Origin of the sequence: Ruegeria lacuscaerulensis, assembly GCF_013034685.1 — a bacterium.
Taxonomy (GTDB): Bacteria; Pseudomonadota; Alphaproteobacteria; order Rhodobacterales; family Rhodobacteraceae; genus Ruegeria; species Ruegeria lacuscaerulensis_B.
The window spans coordinates 346,936-359,958 of record NZ_WQGO01000001.1 but is presented as its reverse complement, the minus strand read 5'-3'; the positions used below and the strand labels follow the sequence as shown (position 1 = coordinate 359,958).

Sequence of the window (13,023 nt, the reverse complement as noted above, 5' to 3'; positions counted from 1 at the left end):
ACTTCTGAGGTGAGGGGGTCAGGCCCCATGAGCTAGAGCACGGGGGGAACGCATCAGGGCTATCTTCTGCTCGGGTGTGAACTTGTCCGAGAGTTCTTCTATCAAGCGCAATACGGCATTGACCTCTTCCTGGGTGGTTGCGGCGCTCATTTGTTCTACGAAGTATTTTTCCATTTGACTCAGTGGCTTGTGATCGAAGTTTGCGGGTTTGGGTTGTGGTTTGACGTTGGACTTGGCGAAAAGCTGGAGCGCTTGTTCGTCGGTTAGAAACACGTCATGGGCGATGCCAGCATAGTCGCGAATTCCTGAAATACGCTCGTCCGAGCAATCCATGAGGGCGGCCATCGCCACCACTTTCCCCATGGGTTTCGCGGTGCCCAGATAGTCATAAGGCGCGTTCCCGGATCGTTGCAGGACGCGGTTCATCACCGGGTCGATAACAGCGATCGAGTCCAGCACCCCGGCTGACTTGGCGTATTCGAACGAACCGATCATGACCTCGCTGGTGACATAGGAGACTGAATTCTCACCCCTCCCGCGCCCCAACTTTTTAGTGTCGACACAAAACCGGGTTGCCTCCCAAATCTGGGCGCTGCGCACAGGCGGCTCGCCATCCAGGATCGCGTTAAACACATCGGCCAGCATATGAGGCCCTGTGGTCTGCAGCAGACGCATACAGCCAACGACGTTCCCCTCGTCGTTCAGACTGACCACGTGTGCAGGATTGAGCGTATCGAACCTGTCGATCTCTCGCCCGTCCTGGATGGTTACGTCCCATCCCAAGCGGTCGCCGAAGACCCGTGCGCGCAGTTGATACATCTCATCCAAGATGTCTTTGAATTTGTGTTGGTTCATCCCATCAATCACGATGATCATGTTCCATCCCCCTACAGATTGGTTACCGTGAACAGAGGATTAACAAAGTTGTGATCTGAGACTATTAGGGGTTTCCCGTAGAATTTTAGTTTTTTTGTTAACCGGGAGCTATCAGGCCGAGACTAACGGCCCGTCCGATCGCCTGCGGCGTGGTCAATGCGCCTAGTTTTTCCCGCCCTGACCGCATATGCACTTCGACGGTCCGGTGTGAGATGGACAGGATATCACCGATATCCTGCTGAGATTTACCCACGGCCGCCCATTGAAGGATCTCTTTCTCGCGCGTAGACAGGGCAGGTAGGTATAGTGCTTTGCCCAACAAACCCGACTGCATGACTGTGTCATGGGCGTGCACGGCGGCAAGTTGCAGGTCTCCCATCACGTGCCGCTTGAGCTTGTCCCATTCGTCGTCCGAGCAGTCACGCGTTACGTTCAGCAGCCCGCATTCGCCGTAAGGGCCGCGCACCGGAACCGAAAGGCCTCGGGTCGTGATGCCAAAGTCGTGGGCGTCCCGAAACACGGTGTGGAACTTGTCATCATGGTTAAAGCGACCCCAGTCTACGGGGGCGATACTGAGCACGGATTGATACAAAGTCGGGTCAAATTTATGAAAACCCTGCGTACCATAGTGAATCTTCCATTCGTCAGGATAGTTCGCGTAGCCTTGAACATCCCCCTTTACGGGGTTGAATGTCGCATAGGATGCGTAATCAAAGCCAAGCTCGGAACAAACCGCGTCAATTATGTCAGCGGCTGACTTTTCCTCGTGGTCGATAGCGGCCAAGTCGATCAGCTTCAACTTTTCAACCTTTACGGAGGTTAACCTCGGTTCAGAGGTTAACGGCGTTAATGTTCAGTAAATCTTACGAGGCGTAAGGCAGCGCGCAAGCAATTTGTTCACATGTGTAGTGTTATTATCCGCCATTCGCGACGTCATAACGCATTAATACAAGGTTTTCGGCAGCCTCGGAGGGCTATTCGGGAACCAACCCTGTTTCAACCAACAATCCGCGTGCTTTTGCCTCGGGCCAGTAGCCTTTGGCATAGAGAAAGATCGCGCGTTGCTGATCGCCGTCGGACAGCAGCCATGCGCCGCGCAGGTACTTGCCGGCAAATTCCAAATTGGTGTCGGCGTCGAGGAGCCCCTGCGGATCGCCCTGGTAGCCCATGGACCGTGCAGTGGCCGGAAGGATTTGCAGCAGCCCGTAATAGGGTCGGTTCACGGCCCAGGGGCGATGCGTACTTTCGCGAATAGCCAGTTTGTGCACCAGCTCGCGCGGCAATTCGTAGTGATCGGCCCATTTATTGATCGATGCCCGCAGCTCGGGCGTTTCGTTCGGGTAAAGGGGGGGATCAAAGGCCGCACGCGTCGGTGTGTCGGGGGTGCCGCAAGCCACCAGCGGTGCGGCAAGAAGAAGGGCTAAGACACTGCGGCGCGGGATCTGAGTCATCAAGGGCTCCGGAATTTTGGACGAAATACTAGGAAACTTGTCTCTGGCCGCAAGGGTAGCTGGAAATTCAGGCTGAATTATGCCGCCCAGTTCGTGCATGAAAAAAGGCCGCCCAAAATGGCGCGGCCTTTTCGAAGTTCACAGGTTGAAGGTTACGCTTTCGCGTCGTCTTCTTCCGCAGCCGGTGCTTCTTCGGCAATCAGGTCTTCGTCGTCGGACGCGGCGGAACCGATATCGTCGAACAGCTCGGCGATTTCGAATTCTGCGGCGGCTTCTTCTTCAGCGGCCAGTTCCTGGATCGATTTACCCGAAGCTTGCAGTTCGGCTTCTTCTTCCGAACGGGCGACGTTCATCTTGATTTCAACTTCGACCTCGGGGTGCAGTTTGACTGCCAGCGAATGCAGACCCAGCTCCTTGATCGGTGCGATCAGGGCGATCTGTTTCTTGTCGACGGTGAAGCCAGCTTCGGTCGCGGCCTCTGCAGCGTCACGCGGAGTGACCGAGCCGTACAGAGCACCGGCATCCGACGCCGAGCGAATCACGATGAACTGCTGACCGTCCAGCTTTTCAGCCAGTGCTTCAGCTTCTTTCTTGGTTTCCAGGTTGTGCGCTTCAAGCTGCGCCTTGCGGGCTTCGAACGAGGCGATGTTCGACTCGGACGCGCTCAGAGCTTTGCCTTGGGGCAGCAGGAAGTTGCGGGCGTAGCCGGGCTTGACGTCAACGACGTCGCCCATCTGACCCAGTTTCGCAACGCGTTCCAGCAGGATAACTTGCATATCAGTCTCTCCTTACTTCACGGCGTAGGGCAGCAGGGCGAGGAAGCGGGCGCGCTTGATAGCACGGGCCAGTTCACGCTGCTTTTTCGCCGAAACGGCGGTGATGCGCGAGGGAACGATCTTGCCACGCTCAGAGATGTAGCGCTGCAGCAGACGAGTGTCTTTATAGTCGATCTTCGGCGCGTTCTCGCCCGAGAACGGGCAGACCTTGCGGCGGCGGAAAAATGGTTTTGCGGCCATGGTTTATGTCCTTTCGTCAGGCGTTGATCAGCGGCGCTCGCGGCGGCCTTCGCGCTCGTCGCGCTTCTGCATCTGGACCGAGGGGCCCTCGGCATGTTCGTCGACCTTGATGGTCAGAACGCGCATGACGTCTTCGTGCAGGCGCATCAGGCGCTCCATTTCCTGAACCGCGCCAGCAGGCGAGTCGGTTTTCAGGAAGGCATAGTGGCCTTTGCGGTTTTTGTTGATCTTGTAGGCCATCGTCTTGACACCCCAGTACTCGCTTTCGACGACGTTGCCGCCGTTGTCAGCCAGAACAGTGCCGAAATGTTCGACAAGGCTTTCTGCCTGCGCGTTGGACAGATCCTGACGCGCGATCATTACATGCTCATACAGTGGCATGTGCACTCCTGTTTATATCAAGGCGCATTTCATAGGCGGGGCCGTTTGGTCCTTCGCGACCCTGCCACGAGAGGCTGCGCGATTCATGTGATTAGCGAAGGATGGCCCCGTATACACGTTTATGGCGGCGGGGCAAGACCTGACACACGTGCCTTGGTGAAGTCCTGCTATTTCCTTTGCACCGCCCAATTCCTGACGCTTTTCAAGTCGATCTTGGATTTCATACCGGGGACAGACCGGACACACCGGACCCACGACGGCAACCTGAGAAACAGGGTGAGAGAAATGACCGCGATGAATACGAATACACTTGAACAGTCGGCGACCGGCGCGCGTTTTGAGAAATCCGTTCCAGTTCTGATCACATTCGCTCCGAACTGGAAAGTGCGCATGATTTTGGCGCGCATGGTTGGTGCCTTTCTGATCGTGATGTCCTTTTCCATGTGGCTGGCACCGGGTTCGGCCATGGCCGCCGAAGTTTGGCCGATCAAGATGGCAGCGTCGCTTGCTTTCCTGATCGTTGGTGTCAGTCTGCTGACCATTCAGATGCTGGACTCGCGTCCCGATGCCTATTTTGACCCGATCCGTCGCGAAGTCCGCGTTCTGCAAAAGAACGAAAACGGCCGCCCGCAAACGGTTCTGCGCCGCAGCTATGACACGCTAGGCGGTGCCAAATTCAGCGATGATCAAGTCGAACTGTTTGATGTCGATGGCAGCCTGCTGATGAAGCTGCCCCTGCAGTCGGCGGATGTCAGCCGAGCGCTCAAGGGTCAATTGAGTGGAAGTGTAACAATCTTCGCCTGAATTTTATTCTGTTCATATAGGAACAGAAGTTGTGAGCGAATAAAGCTTGTGTGCCGCCCCTTGGCGGCACATTTTCGTTACCGAGCAACCCAACAGGTTTGCATCCACAACATTGCGGAGTTTGTCATGAAACCCATCCTTCTTGCTGCTGCACTGGCCGTGTCGGCGACTTCGGCGTTTGCAAGTGCCGAGAAATACGTTCTGGACCCAAGCCACAGCCAGGTCATTTTCAACTATAACCACCTTGGTTTTTCGACCACCTATGGCATGTTCTCGGGCTTTGAAGGCGAGATCCTGTTCGACAAGGAAAACCCGGCTGCGTCCAGCGTGACGGTTTCGATGCCCGTTATCGAGATGTTCACGGGCTGGAAACCGCGCGAAGATCACTTCATGACCGAAGACTTTTTCGGTGCCGCTGAAGGCGATCTTGTCACCTTCACGTCCACCAGCATCGAAGTGACAGGCGAGAACACCGCCAATATCACCGGCGATTTGACCATGAATGGTGTAACCAAATCGGTCGTACTGGACGCCAAGCTGAACCAGGCGGGTGAGCATCCGATGGCAGGCAAGCCGTGGGCTGGCTTCGACGCGACGACCACTCTGATCCGCAGCGATTTCGATCTGGGTCAGTTCGCACCCTTCGTGGGTGACGAGGTTAATGTTCAGATCTCGGTCGAGGCGCAGAAAGCCGAGTAAATAAGGCTACTATTCTAGAATCGAAACCGCCGGAGCTTTTTGCCCCGGCGGTTTTCGTTTGTTCGCCGCTATTCACCGCGCGTAGCAGTCAGCTCGACGCTTACAGTGACTGCGAAGCCCAGTGAAGCTTCGGTGGGTTGCGATGTGCCCACATCGAAATCCACGCGGTTCAACTCCAATTCACCAGAAACCGTCGCGGTGTCGCCTTGCAAATCCAGAGTGAACGGCAGCACAACGTCCAAGGACTTGTCGCGGATGGTCAAGGGGCCGCGTGCCTCATACCCGGTTTCGGTTTTGAATAGATCTGCCTTAAACAGCGCCGTGGGATATTGTGCGCTGTCGAAAAAATCCGCGCCCATAGCTTGATCACTGACCGTGCCTAGGCTGAGCGACGGGATTGAGATCGTCACCTCGACCGAACCGGCCAAGCCGGGCTCGGCGGGCTCATCAAAGGCTATGGCGGCCGTCCAGTCCTGGAAGCTACCGGTGACTGGGCTACCCAGCTGGTTGATGGTAAGGCCCAGAGTTCCTTCCTGAACCTGCCAGTCCGATTGGACTTCGGCCAGTGCCGTGGCTTCGCCCTGAGCGTAAGAGTGATGGCTGAACGCGCCGATGCCCCAGCCGCCGACCAAAACCGCACCCCAGACGACGAGCGCGGCAAGCGCGGGCGTCTTGGAATGGTGTTGAGCCGGGGGCTCGGGGGCTTGGGCTGAGCCAGGCAGCATACGCCGCAATGTGCTGTCTTTGTCGATGACGTGGTGTTTCAGCGCCCCGGCAATATGCAGCACCAGCGCACCTCCAAGAGTCCAGACGAACAGCCAGTGCAGGCTGGCGGTGAATTCGGCCAGATGTTGGGATTTGGGGACCAGCGGCAGGTTTTGACCAAACGGCCAAAGGATCGGCGCAAAGCCTTCAGCTGCGGCGTGGTGTATCCAACCGGTCAGCGGTGCCAGCACCAACGAGCCGTATAGCAGCCAATGCACGGTTTCGGCGGCAAAAGCCTCGGGCTTATTGTCGGCGTTCAAAAGGCCGGGTTTGGTTTGGGTCAGGGCCCAGAGAATGCGCGCGAGGGCTACGAAAAAGACCGCCACGCCCAGTGTTTTGTGCAGTGAGAACAGGCGCGCCGCGCGGGTGATGTCATCCTCGGTCGTCGGGATGTTCGGGTCATAGATGGCCTGTGCCAGATCATTGGCGAAATAGCCCAGCGGAAAGGCGGTTAAGATCAGCAGGGCGGTCAGCCAGTGGAAGGTCTTGGCGACGCTGCCATAGCTGGAAAACGTGTTGGTCGAGGGCATCGGGTGCTCCGGCGAAAAGATGGTTGGGTTCAACCTATCGCCGTGCGGGCAGGACTCAAGGGCGCAGGGCGCACAGATACGGTGCCTTTGTGCAGAGATCAGGCAATGCTTGTGCCGCGCGATCACACAGTTTACACCCCGCCGCAACCTAACGTCATCCAAGAGGTTGCAATGACACGCGCATTTGTTTTCCCGGGGCAGGGCGCCCAGACCATCGGAATGGGCAAAGCTCTGGCCGAGGCTTACCCCGCTGCTCAGGCGGTGTTCGACGAAGTGGACGAAGCCCTGGGCGAAAAGCTGAGCGGCCTGATTTGGGATGGCGATATTGCTGAATTGACCCTGACCCAAAACGCACAACCTGCGTTGATGGCAACGTCAATGGCGGCAATGAGGGCGCTAGAGGCCGAGGGCGCCTCAGTCACCGATGCAGCCTTTGTGGCCGGGCATTCGCTGGGGGAATATTCCGCGCTGGCCGCTTCTGGTGCGCTGTCGGTTGCAGATACTGCGCGTCTTCTGCGCACCCGTGGTCAGGCGATGCAAAGCGCCGTGCCGGTGGGCGAAGGTGCGATGGCGGCGATCCTTGGGTTGAACCTTGAGGCCGTGCGCGCCGTGGCGGATGAGGCCGCGCAAGGTGAGGTTTGTCAGGCCGCAAACGACAATGACCCTACGCAGGTTGTGGTCTCGGGCGCGAAGGCTGCTGTGGAACGTGCGGCCGAGATTGCCAAGGAAAAGGGTGCCAAGCGGGCCGTCATGCTGCCTGTTAGCGCGCCTTTCCATTGTGCGCTGATGCAGCCTGCTGCCGACGTGATGGCCGAAGCTTTGGCAGGGGTTGAAATCAAAGCGCCTGCCGTGCCGCTGATTGCCAATGTGCGCGCCGAAGCGGTCGGTGACCCCGATCTGATCCGACAGTTGCTGGTCGCGCAGGTCACCGGCTCGGTCCGCTGGCGCGAAAGCGTGCAGTACATGGCCGCGCAGGGCGTGACCGAGACGTGGGAGATCGGGGCAGGGAAAGCTCTGTCCGGGATGATCCGCAAAATCGACCGTTCGATCGCGGGTAAAGCTGTCGGCACGCCGGATGACGTGCAGAATGTGACACAAGCCGAATCGTAAGACACCGCGCGCCGCGTGGCGCGTAGCAAAAGGACAAGAGAATGTTTGATTTGACAGGTAAGAACGCACTGATCACCGGTGCCTCGGGCGGGATCGGTGGTGAGATCGCGCGCTCTCTGCACGCTGCCGGTGCTACGGTGGCGCTGTCCGGCACACGGATTGAACCGCTTGAGGCGCTGGCCGCTGAGTTGGGCGACCGTGCCCACGTGCTGCCCTGTAACCTGAGCGACCCTGAGGCTGTGGCCGCACTGCCCAAGCAGGCGGCGGATGCGATGGGGTCAGTCGATATTCTGGTCAACAACGCGGGTATCACCCGCGACAACCTGTTCATGCGTATGTCGGATGACGAATGGCAGAGCGTAATCGACGTCAACATGACCTCGACCGCGAAACTTTGCAAAGGCGTGCTGCGCGGCATGATGAAGGCGCGTTGGGGTCGGATCATCAACATCTCGTCCGTGGTGGGCGCGACGGGCAACCCTGGTCAGGCGAACTATGCCGCGTCCAAGGCCGGGATGGTCGGGATGACCAAGTCGCTGGCCTATGAGGTCGCAAGCCGTGGAATCACGGCCAATGCGGTGGCGCCGGGCTTTATCACTACGGCGATGACCGACAAGCTGACCGACGATCAGAAGGCGGGCATTCTGGGTCAGGTCCCGGCGGGACGTATGGGGGATGCGTCGGAAATTGCTGCGGCAGTTCTGTACCTTGCCAGCCCCGAGGCCGGATATGTGACCGGAACCACCTTGCATGTAAACGGCGGTATGGCCATGTTGTGACCACCTGTCGGGGCAGGCGCGAAAGCGTTTGCCTTGGGCGTTGTCTGTGCTATAGGCGGCGCATCAATTCGGGGGTCGGCCATAGGGTCGGCCTTCTAGTTCCCGGCAATCGGGAACCCAAACCGCCCAGACGGGCACATCAAGGCCAGCCTGAGCGGGCAAGGGCAGAACCGGGCACTATGCCCTGAAATGGAATGAGGAATAGACATGAGCGACGTCGCAGATCGCGTTAAGAAGATCGTTGTTGAGCACCTGGGTGTTGAAGAAGACAAAGTAGCGGAAAACGCTTCCTTCATCGACGATCTGGGCGCAGACAGCCTGGACACTGTTGAGCTGGTCATGGCCTTCGAAGAAGAGTTCGGCATCGAGATCCCCGATGACGCAGCCGAGACCATCCAGACCTTTGGCGACGCCGTCAAATTCATCTCTGAAGCGTCCTAAGACCTTCGAAATCTTATGAAAGCGGCGCTTCCGGGCAACGGAGGCGCCGTTTTTTGTTGCCTGACGCGTATTCAGGCTTGTCAGATGTCCATTTCGCACGCACGCTTTCAGCTGAGGCAAAATTTCAGAGCGGGCAGGGCATGATACGATCCACCCCGATGATAAACACGGCACGCTTGACGCTTTGCGCCATGCGGCCTGAGGATTTCAACCGGTTCGCCGAGATCTGGCGTAACCCGTGTGTCGTGCGGCATATTGGCGGCAAACCGCGATCGCGTGGCGAAGCGTGGGATTCGTTTTTGCGCAATGCCGGGCATTGGCAGATGGCCGGGTTTGGTCAGTGGGCGGTGATTCAGCAATCGAATCGGCAGATGATCGGGCAGGCCGGCTTTTTCTATGGCAACCGTGCGTTGGGCGAGGATTTCGACAGTTTTCCCGAGGCAGGTTGGGTTCTGGCCCCCGAGGCGCAGGGACAGGGCATGGGCCTTGAGGCCGCTCAGGCCGCGCATGAATGGTTTGACCGCATCATGCCGGGGCCATTGGTTGCAATGATAAATTCCGAAAATGAGACTTCGCAAAGATTGGCGGAAAAACTGGGGTACCAGCCTCTGCGCGACTGCGATTATCAAGGAACGTCGGTCAAATTGCTGCGCCGGACAGGTCCACCCACACGTCACTGATCCCCGTGCTGCGATGCCGCAAAATGCCCGTGGTTTGCCGAAACTGGTTGCCGCACGGGTAATTTCTTCGGCTATGATACTGGGGTATAGCACAAGGATTGAGCGGAGGATCAGGCTCATGAGGATTTACCCCACGATGGAATTGCAGAACGGCCGTTGTGTCACACTGGACAAGGGCCGTCTGGACGAAGCTATGATCTGGCATGTGAACCCTGCCGAAACAGCCCGTAGCTGGGCTGCCGCAGGGGCGGAATGGATGCACCTGACGGATTTCGACGCCATCGAAGGGCGTGATACTAATGCGGAACTGGTCGAAGAGATCATCCGCTCGGCCGAGATCCCAGTGCAGTTGGCAGGCGGCATGCGCACCCGTGAGCAAGTCGAACATTGGATCGACAAGGGCGCGGGTCGGATCGTCATCGGTACATTGGCCGCCTGGGACCCAAATCTGGTAAAAGAGCTGGCAAAGCTGTATCCGGATCAGATCGTTCTGGCGGTCGATGTCTGGCAAGGTCACGTGATGACCGAAGGTTGGCGCAGCCAAAGCGCATTTACCGCCGAAGCTTATATCGAAGCCTTCGCCGATACTCCGTTTGCCGCAATTCTGGTGACAGATATCGACAGCGACATGGAAGATGTCGAGGCGCAGTTGGGTCTGATCTCGGGGGTTGCTGAGAAATCGCGCACGCCTGTCATCGCCAGCGGTGTTGTACGCACGGCCGACGATATCTCGCGCCTGGCCTATATCCCAAACATTTCGGGAGCGATTGTAGGGCGGGCGTTGTTCCGCAAGACGCTGGAGCTGTCGGATGCACTGGCTGTGGCCTCGACCGCACATGAGCCGGTGGCCGAATTCCAGTAAAATCACTTCCATCATGAATTTGCCGCCCTCTCAAACGACCTGAGGGGGCGGTTTTTGTTTTTCGGTGTCTGTGCGACGCACATGATGATAACTGGTTCTGGGCTGAATGCGCCCTTGCTCTTGCCCCCGGCCCCTACGCCGGGGTATGAGCGTTTCTTAAACACGAAGCAGGCAAGAGGCATTTCATGCGCAGAGTCGTTGTAACCGGTCTGGGATTGGTCACTCCGTTGGCCAGCGGGGTCGAGGAAACCTGGTCGCGGCTGTTGGACGGAGAATCCGGTGCGGGCCCGATCACTCAGTTTGATGCCGAAGGCAGTGGGGTCACGACGACCTATGCCTGCGAGGTTCCACGCGGTGATGGCACGAACGGAACGTTCAACCCCGACGATTGGATGTCGCCGAAAGAACAGCGCAAGATTGAGGACTTTATCCTGTACTCGATTGCGGCTGCCGATATGGCCTGCGAAGACGCTGGCTGGATGCCTGAAGATGAAGAAGCGCGCTTGAGCACGGGTGTACTGATAGGCTCGGGTATTGGTGGGCTTGGGTCTATCGCGGATACCGCCAATCTGATCCGTGACAAGGGCCCCCGCCGTGTGTCGCCCTTCTTTATTCCTGGCGCGCTGATCAATCTGGCCTCGGGTCAGGTGTCGATCCGTCGCGGGTTCAAAGGGCCGAACCATTCGGTCGTGACGGCCTGTTCGACTGGTGCGCATGCAATCGGTGATGCAAGCCGTATCATTCGTGCAGGCGATGCGGATGTCATGGTTGCAGGCGGCGGCGAAGGCTGCATCTGTGAGATCGGAATTGCCGGGTTCAACGCGTGCAAGGCATTGTCGACCAAATATGCCGATGATCCCAAGAAAGCCAGCCGCCCCTATGACATCGACCGCGACGGCTTCGTCATGGGTGAAGGTGCGGGCATTGTCGTGCTGGAAGAATACGAACACGCCAAGGCGCGAGGCGCGAAGATTTATGCCGAGGTGTTGGGCTATGGCATGTCCGGTGACGCCTATCACATCACCGCACCGTCCGAGGATGGCGACGGGGCCGAACGCTCGATGAAAGCCGCGCTGCGCAGCGCCGGGCTGGAGCCGAAAGATCTGGACTATATCAACGCGCATGGCACCTCGACCATGGCGGATACGATCGAACTGGGCGCGGTCGAACGCCTGCTGGGCGATCACGCGGCGAATGCGACCATGACCTCGACCAAATCGGCGACCGGCCACCTGCTGGGCGCGGCGGGCGCGATCGAGGCGATCTTCTCGATCCTGGCAATCCGCGATCAGGTTGCACCGCCGACGATCAACCTGGACAACCCGGCTGTCGAGACGCCGATTGACCTGGCCCCCAACGCCAAGCGCGAGCGTGAGATCAACGTGGCCCTGTCGAACTCGTTCGGGTTCGGTGGCACCAATGCCAGCGTGATCTTCGGAAAGGTCAGTTAAATGTGGCGGGCCCTTGCATCGAACATGCTAACCGTTTTGGTGGTTGGTTTGTTCCTGATGGGTGGTCTGATCTTGTGGGGGCAATCCCGCTACAAAAACGCAGGCCCGCTTGAAACTGCGATCTGCCTTCAGGTCCAGCGCGGTTCGAACATGGGTGCGGTCAGCCAACAGCTGCAAGAGCAAGGCGCCATCACCAGCGCCGTGCTGTTTCGGATGGCGGCAGACTATACCGACAAGTCCCCCCAGCTTAAGGCTGGCAGCTTTCTGGTGCGCGAAGGCGCGTCGATGGAACAGATCATTGATGAGATCACCAGCAGCGGTGCCAGCACCTGCGGGTCCGAGATCGAATATCGCATCGGCGTCACCCGTATTCAGACCCGCGTGCGCGAATTGAACCCGGCGACGCTGGATTTTGATGAGATTGCGACTTTTGATGTGACCTCGGACGAGGTGCCTGCCGCCTATACCGAGAAACGCGAAGATGCGGATACGCGCTATCGGGTGTCCGTGGCCGAGGGTGTGACCTCGTGGCAGGTGGTCGAAGGGCTGATGCAGATCGACGCGTTGACGGGCGAGGTGGCTGAGATACCCGCCGAGGGGATGTTGGCGCCTGACAGCTACGACATCGCGCGCGGAGCCGACCGGACGGCTGTGCTGAAGGGGATGCAGGACAAGCAGCAGCTTCGGATTAACGCGATCTGGGAAAGCCGTCAGGATGATCTGCCGATCTCGAACCCCGAAGAGATGTTGATCCTGGCGTCGATCATCGAAAAGGAAACCGGCGTCCCGCATGAGCGTGGGCAAGTGGCCAGCGTCTTCGTGAACCGGTTGGAGCGGGGTATGAAACTGCAAACGGACCCGACGGTTATCTATGGCGTGACCGAGGGCAAGGGCACGCTGGGGCGTGGCTTGCGCCGCAGTGAACTGCGCCGCGCAACACCTTGGAATACCTATGTGATTGACGGTCTGCCACCGACCCCGATTGCCAATCCGGGGCTGGCCAGTCTTGAGGCCGCCGTGGCACCGGAGGAGACAAACTTTGTGTTCTTCGTCGCGGATGGAACTGGTGGGCACGCTTTTGCCGAAACGCTGGACGAGCACAATCGAAACGTCGCCAAGTGGCGCGAGATTGAGGCCGAGAGAAACAGTTCGGGCAACTAAGAAAAAAAGGGCCGCGT

The 13,023-nt window shown here is 58.3% G+C and carries 16 protein-coding genes; 9 read left to right on the top strand and 7 right to left on the bottom strand.

Translation table 11 applies throughout. The features are described from left to right. Positions 1-18 precede the first annotated feature (18 nt). From GOV80_RS01810 to rpsF, 6 genes are all read right to left on the bottom strand, one after another. Positions 19-876, bottom strand: coding sequence for an acyl-homoserine-lactone synthase (locus GOV80_RS01810; protein WP_170782634.1), 858 nt, complete (start codon positions 874-876; stop codon positions 19-21). Positions 877-973: 97 nt separating this feature from the next. After that, positions 974-1,675, bottom strand: a complete 702-nt coding sequence (locus GOV80_RS01805; protein WP_170782633.1) for a LuxR family transcriptional regulator — start codon at positions 1,673-1,675, stop codon at positions 974-976. A gap of 175 nt (positions 1,676-1,850) precedes the next feature. Next, positions 1,851-2,327 (bottom strand): transglycosylase SLT domain-containing protein, encoded by a 477-nt coding sequence (locus GOV80_RS01800; RefSeq protein WP_170770479.1) that lies wholly within the window; start codon positions 2,325-2,327, stop codon positions 1,851-1,853. Between the two features lie 152 nt (positions 2,328-2,479). Then, positions 2,480-3,103: a 50S ribosomal protein L9 gene (gene rplI / locus GOV80_RS01795; RefSeq protein WP_170782632.1), complete on the bottom strand. Its 624-nt coding sequence runs from the start codon at positions 3,101-3,103 to the stop codon at positions 2,480-2,482. A 12-nt stretch (positions 3,104-3,115) separates the two neighbouring features. Next, the gene (gene rpsR / locus GOV80_RS01790) at positions 3,116-3,343 is read right to left on the bottom strand and encodes a 30S ribosomal protein S18 (RefSeq protein ID WP_005608650.1); all 228 of its coding nucleotides are present in this window, start codon (positions 3,341-3,343) and stop codon (positions 3,116-3,118) included. 27 nt (positions 3,344-3,370) lie between these two features. Beyond that, on the bottom strand, positions 3,371-3,724 hold the full coding sequence (gene rpsF / locus GOV80_RS01785) for a 30S ribosomal protein S6 (RefSeq protein WP_170354526.1): 354 nt from the start codon (positions 3,722-3,724) through the stop codon (positions 3,371-3,373). A gap of 285 nt (positions 3,725-4,009) precedes the next feature. On the opposite strand from rpsF, the gene GOV80_RS01780 reads away from it, so the two are divergent. Next, entirely contained in the window at positions 4,010-4,528 is a 519-nt protein-coding gene (locus GOV80_RS01780; protein WP_170770483.1) for a hypothetical protein, read from the top strand. Positions 4,529-4,654: 126 nt separating this feature from the next. Further along, the gene (locus tag GOV80_RS01775) at positions 4,655-5,227 is read left to right on the top strand and encodes a YceI family protein (RefSeq protein WP_170770485.1); all 573 of its coding nucleotides are present in this window, start codon (positions 4,655-4,657) and stop codon (positions 5,225-5,227) included. A 68-nt stretch (positions 5,228-5,295) separates the two neighbouring features. Here the strand turns inward: GOV80_RS01775 and GOV80_RS01770 are convergent, their stop codons facing one another. Further along, positions 5,296-6,522, bottom strand: coding sequence for a cytochrome b/b6 domain-containing protein (locus tag GOV80_RS01770; RefSeq protein ID WP_170782631.1), 1,227 nt, complete (start codon positions 6,520-6,522; stop codon positions 5,296-5,298). 171 nt (positions 6,523-6,693) lie between these two features. Between GOV80_RS01770 and fabD the strand changes: the two genes are divergently transcribed. The 7 genes from fabD to mltG all read left to right on the top strand — a co-directional run bounded on the left by fabD (position 6,694) and on the right by mltG (position 13,006). Beyond that, entirely contained in the window at positions 6,694-7,632 is a 939-nt protein-coding gene (gene fabD / locus GOV80_RS01765; RefSeq protein WP_170782630.1) for an ACP S-malonyltransferase, read from the top strand. A 41-nt stretch (positions 7,633-7,673) separates the two neighbouring features. Beyond that, on the top strand, positions 7,674-8,411 hold the full coding sequence (gene fabG / locus GOV80_RS01760; protein WP_170782629.1) for a 3-oxoacyl-[acyl-carrier-protein] reductase: 738 nt from the start codon (positions 7,674-7,676) through the stop codon (positions 8,409-8,411). A 207-nt stretch (positions 8,412-8,618) separates the two neighbouring features. Next, the gene (locus tag GOV80_RS01755; RefSeq protein ID WP_008756330.1) at positions 8,619-8,852 is read left to right on the top strand and encodes an acyl carrier protein; all 234 of its coding nucleotides are present in this window, start codon (positions 8,619-8,621) and stop codon (positions 8,850-8,852) included. A gap of 140 nt (positions 8,853-8,992) precedes the next feature. After that, on the top strand, positions 8,993-9,532 hold the full coding sequence (locus GOV80_RS01750; protein WP_170782628.1) for a GNAT family N-acetyltransferase: 540 nt from the start codon (positions 8,993-8,995) through the stop codon (positions 9,530-9,532). A 118-nt stretch (positions 9,533-9,650) separates the two neighbouring features. Beyond that, entirely contained in the window at positions 9,651-10,394 is a 744-nt protein-coding gene (locus GOV80_RS01745) for a 1-(5-phosphoribosyl)-5-[(5-phosphoribosylamino)methylideneamino]imidazole-4-carboxamide isomerase (protein ID WP_170782627.1), read from the top strand. A 185-nt stretch (positions 10,395-10,579) separates the two neighbouring features. After that, positions 10,580-11,845: a beta-ketoacyl-ACP synthase II gene (fabF, locus tag GOV80_RS01740; protein ID WP_170770498.1), complete on the top strand. Its 1,266-nt coding sequence runs from the start codon at positions 10,580-10,582 to the stop codon at positions 11,843-11,845. Continuing rightward, positions 11,846-13,006 (top strand): endolytic transglycosylase MltG, encoded by a 1,161-nt coding sequence (gene mltG, locus GOV80_RS01735; protein ID WP_170782626.1) that lies wholly within the window; start codon positions 11,846-11,848, stop codon positions 13,004-13,006. It begins immediately after the preceding gene. Positions 13,007-13,023: the final 17 nt, after the last annotated feature.